The organism is Pseudomonas sp. GNP012 (genome assembly GCF_054343835.1).
This window is the reverse complement of sequence record NZ_JBTGUU010000001.1, coordinates 5,083,614-5,105,351: the sequence shown is the minus strand read 5'-3', so window position 1 is coordinate 5,105,351 and position 21,738 is coordinate 5,083,614. Positions and strand designations below refer to the sequence as shown.

Genomic DNA, 21,738 nt, shown 5'->3' with positions numbered 1-21,738 from the left:
GTGGATCAGGCTGGACGCACCAGATCAGGCAAATCCGGCAACTTCTTCGGCGAGCAGATCCGCACCCGTTTCTGCCGGTTCAACTCGCCACTGATCAAGCTGACCTGGCTCTTGGACACGCCAAACGCCTTGGCCAGAAACGCCATCAGATACGCATTGGCCTTGCCCTCGACTGGCGGCGCGGTCAGGCGGATCTTCAGACGATCACCGTGCAGCCCGGCGAAGTCATCGCTACGGGCTGCCGGTTGCAGGTGACACTCCAGAATCAGGTCGTCACCGTCCCAGCGAAACCAGCTCACCGGGTCAGATCAACACGCGGAGGATTTCCGGCATCATGGTCAAGGCGGCGAGGTTGTTGATCACCAGCATGTCGACCAGTTTGATTGCCAGGAACGCAAAGATCGGCGACAGATCAAGCCCGCCCAGGTTCGGCAGGAACTTGCGGAACGGCGCCAGGGCCGGCTCGCAGATGTCGTTCACCAGTTCGGCGCCCGGGTTATGGCTGCCCGGTGCGACCCAGGACAGGATCACGCTGATGATCAGGGCAAAGAAGAAGATGTTCAGGAATAGCGCGGTCACACCGATGAGCGACCAGATCAGCAGTTGCAGCGGGTTGCCGATGGTGCCGTAGGTCAGCAACAGGGTCAGGGCCATCAGTGCCAGTTGCACCAGGATCGCCAGCACCAGCGAGGACATGTCCAGGCCGAACACGCTCGGGATGATCCGGCGCAGCGGCTTGAGCAGCGGCTGGGTGGCCTTGACGATGAACTGGCAGATCTGGTTGTAGAAGTTCGCCCGCACCAGTTGCAGTACGAAGCGCATCAGCACGATCAGCAGGTACAGGCTGCCGAGGGTTTGCAGCACGTAGACCGCTGCGGTGTTCAATCCAATCATGAAAAGCTCCTTATTGACCCAGTTGTTCGGCCATCTCGGCCGAGCGATGCGCGGCAGCGCCGAGTGCTTTTTCGACCAGGGCTTCAAAGCCATTGGCCTGGAACGACTTGATTGCAGCTTCCGTGGTGCCCGCAGGGGAGGTGACACGGCGGCGCAGCTCGGCCGCGTCGACGTCACTGGAGACCGCCATGTGCGCGGCGCCCAGTGCGGTTTGTAGGGTCAGTTGCGCGGCGATGTCTGCCGGCAGGCCAAGTTTCACGCCGGCGGCGGTCATGGCCTCGATCAGCAGGAAGAAATACGCCGGGCCCGAGCCGGAAACGGCGGTGACGGCGTCCAGTTGCTGCTCTTCATTGAGCCATAAGGCGATGCCGACCGCGGACAGCAGCTCCTGGGCTTGCTGGCGCTGTTCGGCGGTCACTTGGGCTGTTGCGAACAAGCCGCTCACGCCCTGACGCAGTAGCGCCGGGGTGTTGGGCATGCAGCGCACGATCGGCTGGGCGCCAAGCCAGTTGTTCATGCTGGCGCAGGTGATGCCTGCAGCGATCGACACCACCAGTTGATGGGGCTTGAGGCTTGGGCGAATCGCTTCGCACACGGCTTTCATCGCCTGCGGCTTGACCGCAAGGACGACGACGTCGGCGCCTTCGATGGCCTGGGCGTTGTCGGCGAAGGTTTCGATACCGTGTTCAGCGCTCACGCGGGCGCGGGTTTCTTCGCCCGGATCGCTGGCGCGGATCTGCGCGGCTTCCAGACCCTTGGCCCGCAGGCCGCCGATCAGGCTGGCGGCCATGTTGCCGGCACCGATAAAGGCAATACGCGTCTTGCTCATGTCAGGTCCTTATAAAGAAGAGAGTCGGTCATGGGTTATGGCCGATCGTAATCACGGGCGCCAAACAGGGCCGTACCGATACGGACCCAGGTGGCGCCCTGGGCAATGGCCGACTCAAGGTCGTGGCTCATGCCCATGGAAAGTGTGTCTAGTGGCAGATTCAGGCTGGCTTGCAGGCTTTGCACGGCCGCAAACGCGGCGTCCTGGGCGGCGCGATCTTCAGTCGGCTCAGGGATGGCCATCAGCCCGCGCAACGTCAGGCGCGGCAGGGCGCTGATGGCACTGGCCAGGGCCGGCAGGTCAGCCGGGGTGCAGCCGGATTTGCTGGCTTCACCGCTGACGTTGACCTGAATGCAGATATTCAGGGGCGGTAAATCGGCAGGACGTTGTTCGGACAGACGTTGTGCGATTTTCAGACGATCCACGGAGTGCACCCAGTCGAAGTGCTCGGCGATAGCACGAGTCTTGTTCGATTGAATGGGGCCGATGAAGTGCCAGATCAAGGGCAGGTCGGCCAGTTCAAGCTGTTTGCCCAGCGCTTCCTGCAGGTAATTCTCGCCAAAGTCGCGCAGGCCGGCGGCGTAGGCTTCACGCAGGTCCTGTGCGGGTTTGGTCTTGCTTACGGCCAGCAGATGGACGCTGTTTTCGGCGCGATTGGCGGCAAGTGTTGCGGCATGGATGCGCGAACTAACTTCGAGAATGTTGTCTGCTATGGTGGACATCAAGAGGCGCCAGCGGTCTGAAGGTTCGCGGCATTCTACTGGAATTGAGAGGCGCTATGGATATCACTGAACTGCTGGCGTTCAGCGCCAAACAGGGGGCATCGGACCTGCATTTGTCTGCTGGCCTGCCGCCGATGATTCGGGTGGATGGCGATGTGCGGCGCATCAACCTGCCGGCCATGGACCACCAACAGGTGCAGGCGCTGATCGATGCCATCATGAATGACACCCAGCGGGCGGACTTTGAGAAGCATCTGGAAATCGATTTTTCCTTTGAAGTGCCCGGTGTGGCGCGTTTTCGGGCCAATGCGTTCAATCAGAGCCGTGGCGCGGGTGCGGTGTTTCGCACCATTGCGGCGAAAGTGCAGAGCATGGACGAACTGGGCATGGGGGAAGTGTTTCGCAAAATGACCGACGCTCCCCGCGGCCTGGTGCTGGTGACCGGCCCGACCGGTTCCGGAAAATCCACCACGCTGGCGGCGATGATCGACTACCTCAATAACCATCGCCATCACCACATCCTCACCATTGAAGACCCTATCGAGTTTGTGCACGAGCCGCGCAAGTGCCTGATCAACCAGCGTGAGGTCCACCGCGATACCCGCAGCTTCGCCACGGCCTTGCGCTCGGCGTTGCGGGAGGATCCGGACGTGATTCTGGTGGGGGAGATGCGCGATCTGGAAACCATACGCCTGGCGTTGACCGCCGCCGAAACCGGCCATCTGGTATTCGGCACGCTGCACACCACGTCGGCGGCAAAGACCATTGACCGGGTAGTGGACGTGTTTCCGGGGGACGAGAAGTCAATGGTGCGCTCGATGCTCTCCGAGTCGCTGCTGGCGGTGGTGTCCCAGACGCTGGTGAAGAAGGTCGGCGGCGGACGCATCGCGGCCCACGAAATCATGCTGGGGACGTCGGCGATCCGCAACCTGATCCGCGAGGACAAGGTGGCGCAGATGTACTCGGCGATTCAGTCGGGAGGGGCGTTGGGAATGCAGACGCTGGATATGAGCTTGAAGGGCCTGGTGAGCAGGGGGGTGATCAGTAGTGATCATGCGCTGGAGAAAGCGCGGTCGCCGGATGGGTTTTGAGGAGGATTTGTGGTGCTTTCAAGGGCCTCTTCGCGAGCAAGCCCGCTCCCACAGAAGAATGCATTCCAAAGTGGGGGCGGGCTTGCTCGCGAAGGGGCCATCGTGTTCAACGCAATACCGGATCGCGGTGGAAATTTCACATCAGCGCTGAACAACCCGCATCTGATTCGGCTCTTTCGGCAGAACCCGCTTGGCAACCACGTAGTGGTTTTGCCAGTACGGTTTCTTCAGGGTGTCGATACTCACCGACTTGCCGCGACGTGGCGCGTGGATGAAGCGGTCGTTGCCCAGGTAAATGGCGACGTGATTGACCCGGCGGCTCTTGATGTTGAAGAAAATCAGGTCGCCCGGCTTCAGGTCGTTGCGATCGACTTTCTCCCCATGACCGCTGGCCATGGCGTTGGAGGTGCGTGGCAGGTCGAACGTGGCGTCATTGAATGCGTATTTCACCAGGCCGCTGCAATCGAAGCCTTTGCTTGGGCTGCTGCCGCCCCAACGATAGGGGGTGCCAAGGACGTTCACGGCGCGGCTCAGCACGTCGCTGCTTTCCTTGGTGCCCATCGGTGGAACCAGGCCGCTTTTGCTGTTGGCCAGGCTTGGAGCATATTTAGTGGTTTTTTTGTCTTTGCTCGAAGGAGCAGAGACATGGGATTTTGGGGTGTAACCATTAACGTTAGGAAGACGTTGCTCACGATTGGTGGCGTGGGCGGCCAGTGGCATCAAAAGGCAAATGGTTAGCCATGTCTTGAAAAATGAACGCATTAGGCAAGGCTCTTAATAAGTTAGCGCGCAACTTTATAACAGCTTTTTTGCCGCTTCCGAGGCCGTTGGTCGATTCAACCTGGGGGACAATGGTGGCAAAAAAGCGGCAGAATGGCGCAATTGTCGGACAGAAGTCCGGTGTTACAAGGCTTTGACGGGAGTGAAGGTAGCATTTGCCATACGTCGGGTGCCTGTAAAAAAGTCACAAAGAATTGAAGAATATTTATCTATCGTATGAATCGAGGTCATTCATGAACCCCTATCAACAGACTTATCCGCAGCAAGACACCCACAGCAAAGTGATCGGTTATTTGCTGTGGATTTTCGGATTTACCGGCGCTCACCGCTTCTATTACGGCAAGCCGGTGACCGGGACGATCTGGTTCTTCACCTTTGGTTTGCTGGGCATCGGCTGGCTGATCGACCTGTTCCTGATCCCGTCCATGGACCGTGAAGCGGACCTGCGGTTCACCGCCGGGCCCATCGAATACAACGTGGCGTGGATTCTGCTGACGTTTCTCGGGGTGTTCGGTGTGCACCGGATGTATCAGGGGAAATGGATCAGCGGGCTGCTGTACCTGCTCACCGGCGGGTTGTTCTTTCTCGGGGTGCTGTATGACTTCTGGACGTTGAATGACCAGGTTTCCGTGCGTAACGCGCAGCGTCGATAAGCGAAGAGCAAAAGATCGCAGCCTGCGGCAGCTCCTACACAGGAATATGCATTTCCCTGTAGGAGCTGCCACAGGCTGCGATCTTTTGTTTTTAAGCCTGGTGGCTAATGCGTCCATCCACCAGGGTGTAACGCACTACACCCGGCAGGCTGTGGCCGATGAACGGGCAGTTCTCGCCCTTCGACAACCAGGTTTCGCCCGCGACGGTCGAGGCCGCCGGGTCGAACAGCACGATGTCTGCCGCACCACCCACCGCCAGTTTGCCTGCCGGCAGGCGCAAGGCCTCGGCAGGGCCGGTGCTCAGGCGTTTCAGCAACGTCGGCAGGTCCAGCAAGCCGTCTTCAACCAGGGTCATTGCCAGTGGCAGCAGCAGTTCAACGCTGCTGATGCCCGGCTCGGTAGCGCCGAACGGTGCCAGCTTGGCGTCACGCTCATGGGGTTGGTGATGGCTGGATATGGCCGAGATCACGCCGGATTTCACCGCTGCGCGCAGGCCATCGCGGTCGGCGCGGGTGCGTAGCGGCGGCTGGACGTGATACAGGCTGCTGAAGTCGATCAGGGCTTCATCGGTCAGGATCAACTGGTACAGGGCGACATCCGCGGTCACCTTCAGGCCCCGGGCCTGTGCCTGGGCGATCAGTTCCACGCCGCGGGCACTGGTGAGCTGGCTGAAGTGCGCGCGCACGCCGGTCTGTTCAACCAACAACAGATCCCGGGCCAGGGCGACGGTTTCGGCGCTTTCCGGGATGCCCGGCAGGCCAAGGAAACTGGCGGTCGGGCCTTCGTGAGCCAGGCCGCCTTCGGCCAGGTCGTGATCCTGGGAGTTGAAAATCACCGTCAGGTCGAACGTTGCCGCGTAGTCCAGTGCCCGGCACAGGGTGCGGGTGTTGCGGAAGCTCTCCAGGCCGTTGCCGAAGGCCACACAACCGGCATCACGCAAGGCAACCAGCTCGGCCAGCTGTTCACCGTCCAGGCCTTTGCTCAGGGCGCCAATCGGGAAGACTTTGGTGTTGCCGGCCTCGCGGGCGCGGTCGAGGATCAGTTCGGCCACCGCCGAGGTGTCCAGCACCGGTTTGGTCTTAGGCGGGCAGCACAGGCTGGTCACGCCGCCAGCCGCCGCCGCGCGGGTTTCGCTGACAATCGAGCCTTTGCGGCTGTAACCTGGCTCGCGCAGGGCAACGTTGAGGTCGACCAGGCCGGGAGCGGCCACCAGGCCTTTGGCGTCGATTGTGTCGACGGCGACAAAACCGGCGGGCGCCGCGCCAAGGGCGACGACTTTGCAGGCTTCAATGTGGATATCGGTCACTTGATCCAGGCCGCTGGCCGGATCGATCACGCGGGCGCCGAGAATGCTGAGCTTCACTGTGCGCTCTCCTGTTCGAATTGGCCCTGCTCGAATTGACGCTGCGCAGTCTGCCCGCTCATGGCCATGGACAGCACGGCCATACGAATGGCGATCCCGTAGGTCACCTGGTTGAGGATCACCGAGTGCGGGCCGTCGGCCACTGCCGACTCGATTTCCACCCCGCGGTTGATCGGCCCCGGGTGCATCACGATGGCATCGGGTTTGGCGCCGGCCAGGCGCGCGGTGGTCAGGCCGAACAGGCGGTAGAACTCGCCTTCGCTCGGCAGCAGGCCGCCGGTCATGCGTTCACGCTGCAGACGCAACATGATCACCACGTCGACGTCCTTCAGGCCTTCGGTCATGTCGGTGTAGACCTTCACGCCGTATTGCTCGATGCCGATCGGCAGCAGGGTCTTCGGTGCGATCACGCGAATGTCCGGGCAACCGAGGGTTTTCAGGGCCAGCATGTTCGAGCGCGCCACCCGCGAGTGCAGGATGTCGCCGACGATGGCCACCGAAAGGTTTTCGAACCCGCCCTTGTGTCGGCGAATGGTCAGCATGTCGAGCATGCCCTGGGTCGGGTGCGCGTGCCGGCCGTCACCGCCGTTGATGATCGCCACTTGCGGGCAGACATGCTCGGCGATGAAGTGCGCGGCGCCCGAATCACCGTGGCGCACGACGAACATGTCGGCGGCCATGGCTTCCAGGTTACGCAGAGTGTCGAGCAGGGTCTCGCCCTTGCTCGCCGACGACGTGGACACGTTGAGGGTGATCACGTCCGCCGAGAGCCGTTGGGCCGCCAGTTCGAAGGTGGTGCGGGTACGGGTCGAGTTCTCGAAGAACACATTGCACACGGTCTTGCCGCGCAGCAACGGGACTTTCTTCACGGCCCGGGCGCCGACTTCGAGGAAGGAATCGGCGGTGTCGAGGATTTCCGTCAACAGCTCACGGCGCAAACCGTCGAGCGAGAGGAAGTGGCGCAGCTGGCCCTGATCATTGAGCTGCAGCGGGCGCTTGGTGTCTAGAGGCGTCATCGCAAGGGGGACTCTCAATAGGGCGAATTAAAGGGCGAGGTCTTGCAGTTCGAGCGCGAGCTCCGGACCCGACAGCTTCACCCGTTCGTGGGCGGCCAGCGACAGGGTCGCACCCACCACGTTCGGGCGGATCGGCAGTTCGCCGGCGTCCAGGTCCAGCAGGCACACCAGCGTCACGCTGGCCGGGCGGCCGTAGTCGAACAGTTCGTTCATGGCAGCGCGGATGGTCCGGCCGCTCATCAGCACATCGTCGATCAGCACCAGGTGCTGGCCTTCGATCTCGAACGGCAGCGCCGAAGGGCGAACCTGCGGGTGCAGGCCGTTCTGGCTGAAGTCGTCGCGGTAGAAGGAGACGTCGAGAGTGCCGAGGGGCTCATTGCTGCCCAGCTCCTTGAGCAGGGCCTGGGCCACCCAGACGCCGCCGGTACGAATGCCGATGAAGCGCGGGTCGCTGATGCCACGGTGTTCCAGGTGGGCCTTCAGGCGCGTGGCCATCTGGCTGATCAGTTCGGCGGGATTGGGCAGGCTCATGGTTGCTCCTTCTTGGGCCCGAGCCGGGTTTCACGCAAGGTGGCTCGGGTTGTAGCTAAGAGAGACGCATCGCGGCTCTTCAGGATTCGAACAGTGCGCCATTTTCGTCGAGCCAGCCTTGCAGCAACAGGGCGGCGGCGATGGCGTCGACCGGGTTGTCGCGGTAACTGCCTTTCTGACCGCCACGAGCCAGACGTTCGCCCTTGGCCTCGAAGGTGGTCAGGCGTTCATCGTGGGTATAGAAGGGCAGGTTGAATCGGCCGTTCAGGCGCCGGGCGAATTTTTCCGCGCGGGCGCACATGTCGCTGGGCGTGCCGTCCATGTTCAGCGGCAGGCCGACCACCACGGCATCGGGTTTCCACTCTTTGATGAGGGCTTCGACCTGGTTCCAGTCAGGAATGCCGTTCTGCGCTTTCAGGGTGCACAGCTCACGGGCCTGGCCGGTAATCACCTGGCCGACCGCAACGCCGATCTGTTTGGTGCCATAGTCAAAACCCAGAATCAGCTTCAGGGCCATCAGGCGTGCCCCGCCTGGCTGGTCAGCAGGCTGAGGTTGACGCCCAGGTGTCTGGCGGCCGCTTCCAGGCGAAGTTCGCTGCTGGTGTTGAACAGGATGTCGGCGTCAAACGGGCAGTTCAGCCAGGCGTTCTGGGCCAGTTCGGCCTCCAGTTGCCCGGCTTCCCAGCCGGCATAACCGAGGGCGATCAGGCTTTTTGCCGGGCCGACGCCGTCAGCGATGGCGAACAGTACGTCCTGGGACGTCGACAGGGACAACTCATCTTCCAGATCAACGGTCGCCTGGAAACTCTGCCCCTTGGGGTGAAGGACGAAGCCGCGATCGGTTTGCACCGGGCCGCCGATGAAGATCGGCACATGCTGGCAGAGCGCTGGCGGTTCGATTTCCGGGCGTAATTGCTCAAGGATATCGGCCAGGTTCAGCTCTTGCGGACGGTTGACCACCAGCCCCATGGCACCATTGGCCGTGTGCTCGACGATGTAGGTCAAGGTGTGTGCAAAGTTCGGGTCGGCCATGTGCGGCATGGCGATCAGGAATTGATGCTTGAGGTAGCTGGGGCTGACGTTTTTCATGTGCGCTAGTGTGGCGTTCGAGGGGCGAACTGACAAGCCGGAGATGCGCAGGAAATGCCCCGATTTCACTGACAATGGAGATCACTGTGGGAGCGGGCTTGCCCGCGAAGGCGTCAGGTCAGTCGACATTTATGCCAAATGTACCGGCCTCTTCGCGGGCAAGCCCGCTCCCACAGGGTTATATGCTGGTCAGTTGCTTGAGAGGCGATCGCCGCGGGCAAACTTCCAGGTCCGGATGATCTCCAACCGGTCAACATCCGACAGATCCCCGGTAAAGGGTGCGAACGGCGCCGCCAGCCGGACGATCCGTTGCGCCGCCTGGTCCAGCAGCGGCTGGCCTGAAGATTCCAGTACCAGCACCTCATACAGCGAGCCGTCACGGTTGATCGACACCATCAGGCGCAAATTGCCGTAGATCTGTTTGCGCCGTGCTTCGTCGGGGTAATTGAGGTTGCCGATGCGTTCGACTTTCTTGCGCCATTCGTCCTTGTACCAGGCGCCCTTGTCGCGCATGGTCGAGGCGGCGCTCAAGCGGTGGATGCGTGGGCGCTTGGCGTACAGTTGTTGTTCGGCAGCCAGTTCCGCTTCCAGGCTGGCGATGTCGCTGGACAGCCGCTCACTGTCGAACGTCGGCGCCTGGACCTGAGGTTTGACCTCGGTCTTGGGCTCCTCGGTCTTGGCGGGGGCTTTTTTCGGCTTCGGCGCCACGGTGGTCACGGCAGCCTTCGGCGGGGCTTCCTGCGCTTCAGGCTTGGCGGCCGGCGGTGGCGTGACTTTCTGTACCTTGTTGTCCTGGAAGGGCGCGACCTCGGTGGTCTTGGGGATCGCCTTTTTGTCCAGGGTGCCGCTGCCTTGCTGATTCTCCTGGGCCAGGAAATCGGCTTTCTCGGGCTTCTTTTCGCTTTTGAAGGTGGCGAGGGTGATTTCCAGGGTTTTGCTGATTTGCTTCGGCTCGACCACGGCAAACCCGACACCCAGCAGCAAGGCCAGGTGGATCAGCGCCGCCAGGAACAGGGTAAAACCGAGGCGATCGGCCGGGCGCACGCCACGGTGGGCGAGTTCGGCAGGCAGATCGGACGGGAGGGTCATGACAAGGAAACCAACATCGCGTTTTCACAGGCCGCGCATGATAACGCAATGTTGGTTTGGCTAATCAACGTGCCTTGAGCTTCTGATCGATGGCATCCATCAGCAGGCCGCCGATATCGGTGCCAAAGGCATTGTCGATTTCGCGGATGCAAGTCGGGCTGGTGACGTTGATCTCGGTCAGGTGCTCGCCGATCACGTCCAGGCCAACGAACAACAGGCCTTTTTCACGCAGGGTCGGGCCGACTTGTGCGGCGATCCAGCGGTCCTTGTCGGTCAGCGGACGGGCTTCGCCACGGCCGCCGGCGGCGAGGTTGCCACGGGTTTCACCCTGGGCCGGAATCCGTGCCAGGCAATAATCCACAGGCTCGCCGTCGATCATCAGGATGCGCTTGTCGCCGTCCTTGATGGCCGGCAGGTAGGCCTGGCCCATGATCTGCTGGGCGCCGAGGGCCGTGAGGGTTTCGAGGATCACCGACAGGTTCGGGTCGCCCGCGCGGTGACGGAAGATCGACGTGCCGCCCATGCCGTCCAGCGGCTTGAGGATCACATCGCCGTGTTTGGCGGCGAACTCACGCAACACGTCGGCGCGGCGGCTGACCACGGTCGGCGGCGTGCACTGCGGGAACAACGTGGCGAACAGCTTTTCGTTGCAGTCGCGCAGGCTCTGCGGCTTGTTGACCACCAGCACACCGGCGCGCTCGGCCTGTTCCAGCAAGTAGGTGGAGTAGACGAACTCCATGTCGAACGGCGGATCCTTGCGCATCAGGATCACATCCAGATCGCTAAGCAGCGCATCGCTTTCGGCGCCCAGTTCGAACCATTTTTCCGGGTTGGCGAACACCTGCAGCGGCCGCATCCGCGCCCGGGCCTCACCTTCGCCCTGATACAGGTCGCGCTGTTCCATATAGAACAGCTCCCAGCCACGCTTCTGCGCGGCCAGCAGCATGGCCAGCGAGCTATCCTTTTTATAGGAAATGCTGGCGATAGGGTCCATGACAATCCCGACGCGAACGCTCATTGGGTTTTCCTCGAAAATGGGGGGCTATGTTGATCTCTGTAGGAGCGAGCTCGCTCGCGATAAACCTTAGGAGCCCACGGGGTGTCAGGCTTTGCGCGTCATCGTTGACGATCATCGCGAGCGAGCTCGCTCCTACAAATGACCCGTATAAAAGTGGCGTCAGAGTGGCGCTGAGTGTGTTTGCGGTCAAGGAAAAACCATCGCCCCGGTCGGCCGATAGATTGGTTCTGGAGACTGTGCTAAAAAGGCTGCCATGTCGTGCTGGCCCTTGAGTATCAAGGGTTTCGAGCCGCCAATTACCCGCAAACGGACAATTTGATTCGTAAAGGCGACGCAGAGCATCTTATGGAACAGCCCCCCAGCGCCTTGAAGGTCATGGTGATCGACGATTCGAAGACGATCCGTCGCACCGCCGAAACGCTGCTCAAGAACGTGGGTTGTGAGGTCATCACGGCCATCGACGGCTTCGATGCCCTGGCCAAGATTGCCGACAACCACCCCGGCATCATCTTTGTCGACATCATGATGCCGCGCCTGGATGGCTATCAGACCTGCGCCCTGATCAAGAACAACAGTGCGTTCAAGTCCACCCCGGTGATTATGCTGTCATCCAAGGATGGCCTGTTCGACAAGGCCAAGGGGCGCATCGTCGGCTCCGACCAGTTTTTGACCAAGCCTTTCAGCAAGGAAGAGTTGCTGGATGCGATCCAGGCCCATGTGCCTGGTTTCGCCGCCGTTTTGCCGCAGTAGGACACGCACAGTGACGCTCGGCCATCGGGCCCTGCGTCGACAAGAATGGGGAAGACCATGGCACGTATTCTGATCGTCGATGATTCGCCGACCGAAATGTACAAACTGACCGGCATGCTGGAAAAGCATGGCCATGAAGTGTTGAAAGCCGAAAACGGCGCCGACGGCGTGGCCCTGGCCCGCCAGGAAAAGCCCGACGCTGTCCTGATGGACATCGTCATGCCCGGCCTCAATGGTTTCCAGGCAACACGCCAGTTGACCAAGGACCCGGAAACCGGACACATCCCGGTGATCATCATCACCACCAAGGACCAGGACACCGACAAGGTCTGGGGCACGCGCCAGGGCGCCAAGGACTACCTGACCAAGCCGGTCGATGAAGAGACCCTGATCAAGACCCTGAACAACGTGCTGGCCGGTTGATCGTCAGGCCATGAACGAGTCGCTGACGGCTTTCGAACTGCTGCTGCAGATCGACCAGCGCTGTCGTTTGCTGGCGGCGGACTTGCCGTCCCAGCCGACCCGTCGGGACAGCTGGAGCGGCATCGGTTTTCGCCTGGGCGAGCACTGGTACGTCGCGCCCATGAGTGAGGTCAGCGAAGTCTTGCATGAGCCGCGACTCACTCAGCTGCCGGGGGTCAAATCCTGGGTCAAGGGTGTCGCCAACCTGCGCGGGCGATTGCTGCCGGTCATGGATCTGAGTGGGTTCTTCGGGCACGAGCTTTCGGCAGTGCGCCGCCAGCGCCGGGTGTTGGTGGTGGACCACGATGAGGTGTTTGCCGGGTTGCTGGTCGATGAAGTCGTCGGCCTCCAGCACTTTGCCCGGGACAGCCTGGAGCCAGTGCCGGCAGACGAGCTGAAGGGGCCGGTGGGGGCATTCGTCCAAGGCCGGTTTCAGCGCGGGCAGTGCTGGCAGGTGTTCAGCCCGTTTGCGTTGACGCGGTCTCAGGGGTTCATGAGCGTCGCGATTTAACCGGAAAACCAGGGAACCTTGTGGGAGCGAGCTTGCTCGCGATGACGGACTTGCAGCCAACATTGATGTCGACTGACACAACGCAATCGCGAGCAAGCTCACTCCCACAGGTTTCCTGGCAAGCGCAAAAGTGGGTTAACAGGCGAGGACCGATGACAAAAACAAAAGCAGGCAAGCCAATGGAAGGGTCGCGCAGCCGGTCGCAGATCATCGTGCTGTTCGTCGCGCTGATCGTCTTCATCATGCTGCTGTTCGCCAACTTCGCGTACCTCAACACCCAGGCGACCTACGACAAACAGTACATCGGCCACGCCGGCGAACTGCGCGTGTTGTCCCAGCGCATCGCCAAGAACGCCACCGAAGCGGCCGCCGGCAAGGCTGCCGCGTTCAAATTGCTCAGCGATGCGCGCAATGACTTTGCCCGGCGCTGGGGCTATCTGAAGAAGGGCGACCCGGCCACCAGCCTGCCACCGGCCCCCGCCACCGTGCGTCCAGAGATGCGCGCGGTGCAACAGGACTGGGAACGCCTGCTGAAGAACACCGACGCGATTCTCTCCAGCGAGCAAACCGTACTGTCCCTGCATCAGGTCGCCGCGACGCTGGCTGAAACCGTGCCGCAGTTGCAGGTCGAGTACGAAAAAGTCGTCGAGATCCTCCTGCAACGGGGCGCCCCGGCGGCCCAGGTGGCCATGGCCCAGCGCCAATCGCTGCTGGCCGAGCGGATCCTCGGTGCGGTCAATACGGTATTGGCCGGCGACGAAAACTCACAGCAGGCCGCCGATGCGTTCGGGCGTGACGCGACGCAGTTCGGCAAGGTGCTCAACGGCATGCTCCAGGGCGACCCGGCGCTCAAGGTCAGCCAGGTCGAAGACCGCGACGCCCGTGCGCGACTGGCGGAAATTGCCGAGCTGTTCGAGTTCGTCTCGGGCTCGGTGGACGAGATCCTCGAAACCTCGCCTGAGCTGTTCAAGGTCCGTGAATCGGCCTCGAACATTTTCAGTCTCTCGCAAACCCTGCTCGACGAGGCTTCACACCTGGCCAGCGGTTTTGAAAACATGGTCGGCGGGCGCACCACCGACACCATAGGCGGTTATGTGCTGGGCTTGCTGGCGCTGACTTCGATCATCCTGATCGGCCTGGTGATGGTGCGCGAAACCAATCGCCAGCTGCGCGAAACCGCCGAGAAAAACGAGCGTAACCAGAACGCGATCATGCGTTTGCTCGACGAGATCGAAGACCTTGCCGACGGCGACCTCACGGTGACGGCCTCGGTGACGGAAGACTTTACCGGCACCATCGCCGACTCGATCAATTACTCCGTCGACCAGTTGCGCGATCTGGTCGCGACCATCAACCTCACCGCCGGCCAGGTCGCCGCCGCCGTGCAGGAAACCCAGGCCACCGCCATGCACCTGGCCCAGGCATCGGAACATCAGGCCCAGCAGATTTCCGAGGCCTCGATGGCGATCAACGACATGGCCGAGTCCATCGACCAGGTGTCGGCCAATGCCGCTGAATCTTCGGCGGTTGCCGAGCGCTCGGTGGAAATTGCCAACAAGGGCAACGAGGTGGTGCACAACACCATCCACGGCATGGACAACATTCGCGAGCAGATTCAGGACACGGCCAAGCGTATCAAGCGCCTTGGCGAGTCGTCCCAGGAAATCGGCGACATTGTCAGCCTGATCGATGACATTGCCGACCAGACCAACATCCTCGCCCTCAACGCGGCCATCCAGGCGTCCATGGCTGGCGACGCCGGTCGCGGTTTCGCCGTGGTGGCCGATGAAGTGCAGCGGCTGGCCGAGCGCTCTTCTGCCGCCACCCGGCAGATCGAGACTCTGGTGCGGGCGATCCAGACCGACACCAACGAGGCGGTCATCTCCATGGAGCAGACGACGACCGAAGTGGTGCGCGGCGCCCGTCTGGCGCAGGATGCCGGTGTGGCCCTGGAAGAAATCGAGGGTGTGTCGAAGACGCTCGCGGCGCTGATCCAGAGCATCTCCAATGCCGCACAACAGCAGACGTCGTCGGCCGGCCAGATTTCCCTGACGATGAACGTGATCCAGCAGATCACCTCGCAGACGTCGTCGGGTTCCACCGCCACGGCCGACAGCATCGGCAACCTGGCTAAAATGGCCAGTCAGTTGCGTCGTTCGGTGTCCGGTTTCACCTTGCCGGATGCCAAGGCGCAGGTTGTGGACAAAGCTTGAACCGCCCATGGGTATCTGAATTGTGATTGGAGTGGTTATGGGTGATCGGCACGACTATGTGGCCCTCGAGTGGGTCAAGGGCGAGATTGCCGAAACGCTGAAACAGGCTCATCACGCGATTGAAAACCTGCTCGATGACCCGCAGGCGACGCATGCGCTGGATGAATGCCTTGCGTGCATCCATCAGGTCCACGGCAGTTTGCAGATGGTCGAATTCTACGGTGCGGCATTGCTCGCCGAAGAGATGGAACAACTGGCCATGGCCTTGCAGGGCAACCGTGTCAGTCATCGCGACGAGGCGTTGCACCTGTTGATGCAGGCCCTCGGGCAGTTGCCGATCTACCTGGACCGGGTGCAAGGTGCGCGCCGCGACTTGCCACTGGTGGTGTTGCCCCTGATCAACGACCTGCGCAGCGCCCGTGGCGAAAGCTTGCTGTCGGAAACCAGCCTGTTCAGCCCGCAATTGCCCGAGTTGCCTGCGCTGGACGCAGAATCGCTGGCGCAGCTTGAGCCGGCCGAATTGCCCAATGTGCTGCGCAAGCTGCGGCAGATGCTGCAAATGGCGTTGGTCGGGTTCCTGCGTGAGCAGGACAACGAAACCAACCTCGATTACCTGGCCAAGGTATTCGTCCGCCTCGAAGCACTGTGCGCCAATGCCCCCTTGAGCCCGCTATGGCAGGTGGCCTCGGCGCTGGTCGAAGGCATGCAGGGCGGTGCGATCGCCAACAGCCCGGCCTTGCGCAGCCTGTTCAAGGACGCCGACAAGGAGCTCAAGCGCCTGCTCGAAGAAGGCATGCGCGGCATCAATCAACCGGCGCCACCGGAGCTGCTCAAGAGTTTGCTGTTCTACATAGCCAAGGCCGAACATCCCACCGGGCAGATGCTGACCATGAAAGAACGCTACTCACTGGACGACGCGCTGCCCGACAGCGCGATGGTCGATGAAGAACGCGCGCGGCTGGCCGGTCCCGACCGTGATGCCATGCGCTCGGTGCTGGCAGCGCTGTGCGAAGAGCTGGTGCGGGTCAAGGAACGCCTGGATCTGTTCGTGCGCAGTGACCGCCAGCACACCGCTGACCTCGACAGCCTGCTGGCGCCGCTACGGCAAATCGCCGATACCCTGGCGGTCCTGGGCTTCGGCCAGCCGCGCAAGGTGATCATCGATCAATTGGCGGTGGTGCTCAGCCTCGCCCAGGGCCAGCGCGAACCCAACGATGCAATCCTCATGGACGTAGCCGGGGCCTTGCTGTACGTCGAAGCGACGCTGGCCGGCATGGTCGGCACCGTGGAGCCGGAGAGCCAGGATGACAATCGCCTGCCGACCACCGACCTGACGCAGATCCATCAGATCGTGATCAAGGAGGCCCGCATTTGTTTGCAGCAGGCCAAGGACATGATCGTCGACTACATCGACGCCGATTGGGACCGCCAGCATTTGCAGGCACTGCCGGCCTTGCTGACCCAGGTGCGCGGCGCGCTGGCGATGATTCCGTTGAGCCGGGCGGCGAGCCTGGTCGACACCTGCAATCACTTCATTCGCGAGCACCTGTTGCTCGAGCCGGGTCAGCCGGGCTGGCAGGAACTGGACAGCCTGGCCGACGTGATCACCAGCATCGAGTATTACCTCGAGCGCCTCGGCGATGACCCGCAGGCGCAGGGTGAAAACCTGCTCGATGTCGCGGAAAAAAGCCTGGCGAGCCTCGGGTTTTTCCCCAGTGAGCAGCTTGTGCCCGTGCTGGATGATGTGCTCAACCCGAGCGAAGCGCAGGTCATGCAGATGATGCAGGAGCTGGATGACCCGCAGATCGTCCAGACCCTGGCCGATGTGCTCGCCAGCCCGGTTTCGAGCCTGAACCCGCCCGCCCTGGACACCCCGGGCAGCCTGTTGCCGCCACCCCCGGGCGAAGAACCGGTGGACGAGGAACTGCGCGAGGTGTTCCTTGAAGAGACCGACGAAGTCCTGGAAATCCTGCGCGAGTATTTGCCGCGCTGGTCGGTCAACCCTGACAACCGCTCGGCCCTGAGCGAACTGCGCCGCGCCTTTCATACCCTCAAGGGCAGTGGCCGCATGGTGCGCGCCCTGGTGCTGGGCGAGCTGGCCTGGGCCGTGGAAAACCTGCTCAACCGCGTACTGGAAAACAGCGTGGAGCCGGGCGCTACGGTGCAGCAACTGATCGGCGATGTGCTGCAACTGCTGCCGGAGCTGGTGGCTGAATACGCCGCCAATGCCCAGCGCCAGCGCAACGACGTCGACCAGTTGGCCGCCCGCGCCCATGCCCTGGCCAAGGGCGACGAACCGGAGTCCGATGAGGATACGCAGGATGTCGCGGCCCTCGACCCGCTGTTGCTGGAGATCTTCCGCAAAGAAGCGCAAACCCACCTGGGCAGCCTCAATCGTTTCCTTGATCAGGCCGCCGAGCACGTGCCGTTGCAGGCCAGCGACGAATTGCAGCGCGCCTTGCACACCCTCAAGGGCAGTGCCTATATGGCCGGTGTCTTGCCGATTGCCGAGCTGGCCGCGCCACTGGATCAACTGGCCCGGGAGTACAAGGCGCACCTGATCGCGCTGGACCTGGATGAAGTGGAATTGCTGTTGGAAGCAGAAGGGCTTTTCCGCCTCGGTCTGCGCCAGCTCAAGCGCGATCCGCTGGCGGAAATTCCCGGCGCCCTGCATTTGATTGAGCGAGCCAAAGCGCTGCTGGCCGAGCGCCTGGAAAACCTCCTGAGCACACCTAACACCGGGCTGCGGATCAAGCGCGATCCGCAACTGATCAACAACTTCCTCTCCCAGGGCATGGACATCCTGCTGGACGCCGAGAGCCTGCTACAACGTTGGCAGCAACACCCCGGCGAACGCCAGGAACTCAGCGCGCTGCTGGATGAATTGACCACCCTCGGCGAAGGCGCCCACCTGGCCGAGCTGCACCCGGTGGATGAGCTGTGCGAGGCGTTGCTCGACCTCTACGGTGCCGTGGAAGAAAGCAGCCTGGCGGTCAGCGAGCGGTTTTTCCATGAGGCTCAGGGTGCCCACGAAGCGCTGATCAACATGCTCGACGAACTGGCCGCCGGTCAGGAAGTCAGCCCGCAGCCGCAACGGATCAGGGCGTTGCGCGAGTTGCTCGACGAGAGCCTCGACCCGTCGGCTATGGGCCTGATTCGCAGTGATGGCAGCCGCACCCTGAGCATCCGCGAGCTGGGTGCTGCCACCGCCGATCTAGAGCGCACGCTACCCCCTGTAGGAGCGAGCCCGCTCGCGATGGACGTTAACGATGACGCGTTACCATTGGATAAACGCGGCGCCGGTGAGACCATCGCGAGCGAGCTCGCTCCTACAGGAGCGGGGCGCGAACTGGACGATGAAATCGTTGCGATCTTCCTTGAAGAAGCGGTGGATATCCTCGAAAGCGCCGGTCAGGCCCTGCAGCGCTGGTTGCGCGACTCGGACAACGCCGCGCCGCTGTCGTCCCTGCAACGGGACTTGCACACCCTCAAAGGCGGCGCGCGCATGGCCGAGGTCGGGCCGGTCGGCGATCTGGCCCATGAACTGGAAAGCCTTTACGAAGGTCTGGTGGATCGTCGCTACGCCTACAGCGACTCATTGGCGGTGCTGTTGCAGCAGAGCCATGACCGCTTGGCGCAGTACCTTGACCAGTTACGGCACAACCAGCCCTTGGGCGATTGCGCTGAGCTGATCGAGGCCATTCGCGCCTACCGGCAGGGCCATTCGGGCGCCGCCGAGGTCAGCGAACTGGCAGCCACTAATGACTCGGCCGCCCATGATCCGGAGTTGCTGGAGATCTTCCTCGAGGAAGGTTTCGACATCATCGAAAGCTCCGGTGCGGCGCTTGAGCGCTGGCAGGCCCAGCCTTCGAGCCGTCAGGAAGTGGAAACCCTGCTGCGCGACCTGCACACCCTCAAGGGCGGCGCGCGCATGGTGGAAATCGCCGCGATTGGCGACCTGGCCCATGAACTGGAGTTCCTCTACGAGGGCCTGTCCACCGGCGTGTTGCAGCCGACGGCGCCGTTGTTCGCGCTGTTGCAACGCAGCCATGACCGCCTGGCGCAGATGCTCGACGCGGCCCGGGCCGGTGAGCCGATGCCGCCCGCCGATCGCTTGATCGATGCGATCAAGAACTTCAGCCACCCGGCAGTGCCCGAAGCGCCCACGGCGGTTGCGTCGCCGGCCACGCCCAAGGCCGAGCCACTGGCGCCGTCGTCCGATGCCGGCGCCGACATGGTCAAGGTCTCGGCGGAGTTGCTCGACGATCTGGTCAACCTGGCCGGTGAAACATCGATCTTCCGTGGCCGGATCGAACAGCAGGTCAACGATGCGCACATCGCCCTGAGCGAGATGGAAACCACCATCGAGCGCATGCGCGACCAGTTGCGCCGCCTCGATACCGAAACCCAGGGGCGGATCCTCAGCCGCCAGCAAGTCGACGCCGAACGCCTGGGCTATGAAGAGTTCGACCCGCTGGAAATGGACCGTCACTCGCAATTGCAGCAACTGTCCCGCGCGCTGTTTGAATCGGCCTCTGACTTGCTCGACCTCAAGGAAACCCTCGAGCGACGCAATCAGGAAGCGGAAAACCTCCTGCAACAGCAGGGCCGCATCAACACCGAGTTGCAAGAAGGGCTGATGCGCACGCGCATGGTGCCGTTCGAACGCATGCTCCCGCGGTTACAGCGCATCGTCCGCCAGGTGGCCAGCGAGCTGGGCAAGGACGTGGATTTCATCGTCGACAACGCCGAAGGCGAGATGGATCGCAACGTGCTTGAACGCATGGCCGCGCCGCTGGAACACATGCTGCGCAACGCCGTCGACCACGGCCTGGAGTCCGTCGAAGCGCGGCTGGCGGCGGGGAAGCCGGCCAAGGGCAAGATCACCCTCGATCTGCTGCGTGAAGGCGGCGACATCATTTTCGACATCCGCGACGACGGCGCCGGTGTGCCGCTGGACGCGGTGCGGCGCAAGGCGATCAAGCGCGGCATGCTCGCCCCGGACAGCGTCATCAGTGATCACGACGTGTTGCAGTTCATCCTGCAACCGGGGTTTTCCACGGCCGAGAAAATCACCCAGATCTCCGGTCGCGGCGTCGGCATGGACGTGGTGCATGAAGAGGTGCGGCAACTGGGCGGCACCATGAGCATCGACTCGGTGCCGGGGCAGGGCGTGCATTTCCGCATTCGCCTGCCGTTCACCGTATCGGTCAACCGGGCGCTGATGGTGCAGTGCGGTGAGGACCAATACGCGATCCCGCTCAATACCATCGACGGCATCGTTCGCGTCCTGCCCAATGAGCTTGAAGGCTATTTCCGTTTCGATTCGCCCACCTATGAATACGCCGGGCAACGTTACGAACTGTGCTATCTGGGTGAGCTGCTGAAAACCATCCCGCGCCCGAAACTGTTGGGCCAGAGCCTGCCATTGCCGGTGCTGCTGGTGCAGTGCAACGAACGGCACATCGCGGTGCTGGTGGACGCCATGGCCGGCACTCGCGAGATCGTGGTCAAGAGCCTGGGGCCGCAGTTCGCGGCGGTGCAAGGGGTCTCCGGGGCGACGATTCTTGGCGATGGCCGGGTGGTGCTGATTCTGGATCTGCTGGCGCCGATCCGCGCCATGCAGGCCCGCGTACCCCAGCGTCCCGCGGGGCAGGAGGTCGAGGTCGAACCGCATCGGCCGTTGCTGGTGATGGTGGTCGACGACTCGGTCACCGTACGCAAGGTCACCAGCCGCTTGCTCGAACGCCACGGCATGAACGTGCTGACCGCCAAGGACGGGGTCGATGCCATGCTGCTGCTGGAAGAGCACATGCCCGACCTGATGCTGCTGGACATCGAGATGCCGCGCATGGACGGCTTCGAGGTCGCGACCCAGGTGCGCAACGACGAACGCCTGCAGCACCTGCCGATCATCATGATCACCTCCCGCACCGGGCAGAAACACCGCGACCGCGCCATGGCCATTGGCGTCAACGACTACCTGGGCAAGCCGTACCAGGAATCGGTGCTGCTCGAAAGCATCGCCTTTTGGAGCAAGACCCATGCTTGAACACCGCACCAGCAACCTCACCGGCCTGCTGCTGCCGTTGGCCGACCGCAACCTGATCCTGCCCAACGTCGCCGTGGCCGAGCTGATCGACTACCAGCAACCGGGGACCTTCGATCTCGACACACCGCCGTGGTACCTGGGCCTGGTGACATGGCGCGAACGGCAGATACCGCTGCTGAGTTTCGAGTCGGCTTGCGGGCAGAAAATCGTCATCGGTGAGCGTGCGCGGATCGTCATTCTCAACGCTCTCGGCGGGCGACCGGAGCTGAAGTTCATCGCGCTGCTGGTGCAAGGGATTCCGCGCTCGTGCAAGCTCGACAGCCAGTTGAGTTACGTGGATGTGCCGTTGTGTGCGCTGGAGCAGGCGGCGGTGCAGGTGGGGGAGCAGGTGGCCAAGGTGCCGGATCTGTTGGCGCTGGAGGCGTTGTTGGTGGATGCCGGGTTAATCAACTGATCCCGATTCAGTGGTGATCTGACCGGCCCCTTCGCGGGCAAGCCCGCTCCCACACTGGATTTGTGTTCGCCACGGATCCACTGTGGGAGCGGGCTTGCTCGCGAAGGCGTCAGCCCAGACAACCATTACCCTGAGCGTAACGTTCCGCCACTCTGCTTGATTGATGCCCCCACTCAACACTCCTAATGTGACCCCCACGACAGCGAACCCGTGGAGTGGTC

Annotated in this window: 20 protein-coding genes; 8 read left to right on the top strand and 12 right to left on the bottom strand. The window is 62.3% G+C overall.

Annotation, left to right across the window (positions count from 1 at the left end):
* Positions 1 to 5 precede the first annotated feature (5 nt).
* Genes ACXX83_RS23105 through ACXX83_RS23090 form a run of 4 tightly spaced genes read right to left on the bottom strand, consistent with a single transcriptional unit; the run spans position 6 to position 2,445 of the window.
* On the bottom strand, positions 6 to 299 hold the full coding sequence (locus tag ACXX83_RS23105) for a DUF167 domain-containing protein (RefSeq protein WP_015097208.1): 294 nt from the start codon (positions 297 to 299) through the stop codon (positions 6 to 8).
* 4 nt (positions 300 to 303) lie between these two features.
* Positions 304 to 894 (bottom strand): YggT family protein, encoded by a 591-nt coding sequence (locus ACXX83_RS23100; protein WP_015097207.1) that lies wholly within the window; start codon positions 892 to 894, stop codon positions 304 to 306.
* A gap of 10 nt (positions 895 to 904) precedes the next feature.
* Entirely contained in the window at positions 905 to 1,723 is an 819-nt protein-coding gene (gene proC, locus ACXX83_RS23095) for a pyrroline-5-carboxylate reductase (protein ID WP_007975403.1), read from the bottom strand.
* A 35-nt stretch (positions 1,724 to 1,758) separates the two neighbouring features.
* A complete protein-coding gene (locus ACXX83_RS23090) occupies positions 1,759 to 2,445 on the bottom strand; it encodes a YggS family pyridoxal phosphate-dependent enzyme (protein ID WP_015097206.1) in 687 nt (228 codons plus the stop codon).
* 56 nt (positions 2,446 to 2,501) lie between these two features.
* Here ACXX83_RS23090 and ACXX83_RS23085 point away from each other — a divergent pair, with 56 nt between their 5' ends.
* Complete coding sequence (locus ACXX83_RS23085) at positions 2,502 to 3,536, top strand: type IV pilus twitching motility protein PilT (protein ID WP_458549694.1); 1,035 nt, start codon at positions 2,502 to 2,504, stop codon at positions 3,534 to 3,536.
* Between the two features lie 141 nt (positions 3,537 to 3,677).
* Here the strand turns inward: ACXX83_RS23085 and ACXX83_RS23080 are convergent, their stop codons facing one another.
* Complete coding sequence (locus ACXX83_RS23080) at positions 3,678 to 4,298, bottom strand: C40 family peptidase (RefSeq protein WP_015097204.1); 621 nt, start codon at positions 4,296 to 4,298, stop codon at positions 3,678 to 3,680.
* A gap of 251 nt (positions 4,299 to 4,549) precedes the next feature.
* Between ACXX83_RS23080 and ACXX83_RS23075 the strand changes: the two genes are divergently transcribed.
* A complete protein-coding gene (locus ACXX83_RS23075; protein WP_015097203.1) occupies positions 4,550 to 4,969 on the top strand; it encodes an NINE protein in 420 nt (139 codons plus the stop codon).
* Positions 4,970 to 5,060: 91 nt separating this feature from the next.
* On the opposite strand, the gene ACXX83_RS23070 is transcribed toward ACXX83_RS23075, so the two are convergent.
* The 7 genes from ACXX83_RS23070 to gshB all read right to left on the bottom strand — a co-directional run bounded on the left by ACXX83_RS23070 (position 5,061) and on the right by gshB (position 11,075).
* A complete protein-coding gene (locus ACXX83_RS23070) occupies positions 5,061 to 6,332 on the bottom strand; it encodes a dihydroorotase (RefSeq protein ID WP_095964201.1) in 1,272 nt (423 codons plus the stop codon).
* Positions 6,329 to 7,348: an aspartate carbamoyltransferase catalytic subunit gene (locus ACXX83_RS23065; RefSeq protein WP_007975410.1), complete on the bottom strand. Its 1,020-nt coding sequence runs from the start codon at positions 7,346 to 7,348 to the stop codon at positions 6,329 to 6,331. The genes ACXX83_RS23070 and ACXX83_RS23065 overlap by 4 nt, the downstream gene beginning before the upstream one ends.
* Before the next feature lie 27 nt (positions 7,349 to 7,375).
* Complete coding sequence (gene pyrR / locus ACXX83_RS23060) at positions 7,376 to 7,879, bottom strand: bifunctional pyr operon transcriptional regulator/uracil phosphoribosyltransferase PyrR (protein ID WP_015097201.1); 504 nt, start codon at positions 7,877 to 7,879, stop codon at positions 7,376 to 7,378.
* Positions 7,880 to 7,958: 79 nt separating this feature from the next.
* Positions 7,959 to 8,396 (bottom strand): Holliday junction resolvase RuvX, encoded by a 438-nt coding sequence (gene ruvX, locus ACXX83_RS23055; protein WP_007975412.1) that lies wholly within the window; start codon positions 8,394 to 8,396, stop codon positions 7,959 to 7,961.
* Positions 8,396 to 8,968, bottom strand: a complete 573-nt coding sequence (locus tag ACXX83_RS23050) for a YqgE/AlgH family protein (protein ID WP_015097200.1) — start codon at positions 8,966 to 8,968, stop codon at positions 8,396 to 8,398. The genes ruvX and ACXX83_RS23050 overlap by 1 nt, the downstream gene beginning before the upstream one ends.
* Positions 8,969 to 9,157: 189 nt before the next feature.
* On the bottom strand, positions 9,158 to 10,057 hold the full coding sequence (locus ACXX83_RS23045; protein ID WP_015097199.1) for an energy transducer TonB: 900 nt from the start codon (positions 10,055 to 10,057) through the stop codon (positions 9,158 to 9,160).
* Positions 10,058 to 10,121: 64 nt separating this feature from the next.
* Complete coding sequence (gene gshB, locus ACXX83_RS23040; protein ID WP_218481170.1) at positions 10,122 to 11,075, bottom strand: glutathione synthase; 954 nt, start codon at positions 11,073 to 11,075, stop codon at positions 10,122 to 10,124.
* Positions 11,076 to 11,420: 345 nt separating this feature from the next.
* Between gshB and pilG the strand changes: the two genes are divergently transcribed.
* The 6 genes from pilG (at position 11,421) to ACXX83_RS23010 (ending at position 21,517) form a co-directional block, all read left to right on the top strand.
* On the top strand, positions 11,421 to 11,825 hold the full coding sequence (pilG, locus tag ACXX83_RS23035) for a twitching motility response regulator PilG (protein WP_015097198.1): 405 nt from the start codon (positions 11,421 to 11,423) through the stop codon (positions 11,823 to 11,825).
* Positions 11,826 to 11,882: 57 nt separating this feature from the next.
* On the top strand, positions 11,883 to 12,248 hold the full coding sequence (pilH, locus tag ACXX83_RS23030; RefSeq protein WP_007975417.1) for a twitching motility response regulator PilH: 366 nt from the start codon (positions 11,883 to 11,885) through the stop codon (positions 12,246 to 12,248).
* 10 nt (positions 12,249 to 12,258) lie between these two features.
* Positions 12,259 to 12,798: a chemotaxis protein CheW gene (locus tag ACXX83_RS23025; protein ID WP_458549693.1), complete on the top strand. Its 540-nt coding sequence runs from the start codon at positions 12,259 to 12,261 to the stop codon at positions 12,796 to 12,798.
* A 152-nt stretch (positions 12,799 to 12,950) separates the two neighbouring features.
* Positions 12,951 to 15,011, top strand: coding sequence for a methyl-accepting chemotaxis protein (locus ACXX83_RS23020; protein WP_458549692.1), 2,061 nt, complete (start codon positions 12,951 to 12,953; stop codon positions 15,009 to 15,011).
* 37 nt (positions 15,012 to 15,048) lie between these two features.
* Positions 15,049 to 21,063, top strand: coding sequence for an Hpt domain-containing protein (locus tag ACXX83_RS23015; protein ID WP_458549691.1), 6,015 nt, complete (start codon positions 15,049 to 15,051; stop codon positions 21,061 to 21,063).
* A complete protein-coding gene (locus ACXX83_RS23010) occupies positions 21,056 to 21,517 on the top strand; it encodes a chemotaxis protein CheW (RefSeq protein ID WP_104450128.1) in 462 nt (153 codons plus the stop codon). Before ACXX83_RS23015 ends, ACXX83_RS23010 begins: the two co-directional genes overlap by 8 nt.
* Positions 21,518 to 21,738 lie beyond the last annotated feature (221 nt).

Bases quoted from the DNA above. Each gene is read 5' to 3' on its own strand.
- ACXX83_RS23045 (WP_015097199.1), bottom strand. From the start codon at position 10,057: ATGACCCTCCCGTCCGATCTGCCTGCCGAACTCGCCCACCGTGGCGTG.
- pilG (WP_015097198.1), top strand. From the start codon at position 11,421: ATGGAACAGCCCCCCAGCGCCTTGAAGGTCATGGTGATCGACGATTCG.
- ACXX83_RS23050 (WP_015097200.1), bottom strand. From the start codon at position 8,968: ATGAAAAACGTCAGCCCCAGCTACCTCAAGCATCAATTCCTGATCGCC.
- ACXX83_RS23080 (WP_015097204.1), bottom strand. From the start codon at position 4,298: ATGCGTTCATTTTTCAAGACATGGCTAACCATTTGCCTTTTGATGCCA.
- ACXX83_RS23100 (WP_015097207.1), bottom strand. From the start codon at position 894: ATGATTGGATTGAACACCGCAGCGGTCTACGTGCTGCAAACCCTCGGC.
- proC (WP_007975403.1), bottom strand. From the start codon at position 1,723: ATGAGCAAGACGCGTATTGCCTTTATCGGTGCCGGCAACATGGCCGCC.
- gshB (WP_218481170.1), bottom strand. From the start codon at position 11,075: ATGAGCGTTCGCGTCGGGATTGTCATGGACCCTATCGCCAGCATTTCC.
- ACXX83_RS23010 (WP_104450128.1), top strand. From the start codon at position 21,056: ATGCTTGAACACCGCACCAGCAACCTCACCGGCCTGCTGCTGCCGTTG.
- pilH (WP_007975417.1), top strand. From the start codon at position 11,883: ATGGCACGTATTCTGATCGTCGATGATTCGCCGACCGAAATGTACAAA.
- ACXX83_RS23090 (WP_015097206.1), bottom strand. From the start codon at position 2,445: ATGTCCACCATAGCAGACAACATTCTCGAAGTTAGTTCGCGCATCCAT.
- ACXX83_RS23085 (WP_458549694.1), top strand. From the start codon at position 2,502: ATGGATATCACTGAACTGCTGGCGTTCAGCGCCAAACAGGGGGCATCG.
- pyrR (WP_015097201.1), bottom strand. From the start codon at position 7,879: ATGAGCCTGCCCAATCCCGCCGAACTGATCAGCCAGATGGCCACGCGC.
- ACXX83_RS23015 (WP_458549691.1), top strand. From the start codon at position 15,049: ATGGGTGATCGGCACGACTATGTGGCCCTCGAGTGGGTCAAGGGCGAG.
- ruvX (WP_007975412.1), bottom strand. From the start codon at position 8,396: ATGGCCCTGAAGCTGATTCTGGGTTTTGACTATGGCACCAAACAGATC.
- ACXX83_RS23025 (WP_458549693.1), top strand. From the start codon at position 12,259: ATGAACGAGTCGCTGACGGCTTTCGAACTGCTGCTGCAGATCGACCAG.
- ACXX83_RS23020 (WP_458549692.1), top strand. From the start codon at position 12,951: ATGACAAAAACAAAAGCAGGCAAGCCAATGGAAGGGTCGCGCAGCCGG.
- ACXX83_RS23065 (WP_007975410.1), bottom strand. From the start codon at position 7,348: ATGACGCCTCTAGACACCAAGCGCCCGCTGCAGCTCAATGATCAGGGC.
- ACXX83_RS23075 (WP_015097203.1), top strand. From the start codon at position 4,550: ATGAACCCCTATCAACAGACTTATCCGCAGCAAGACACCCACAGCAAA.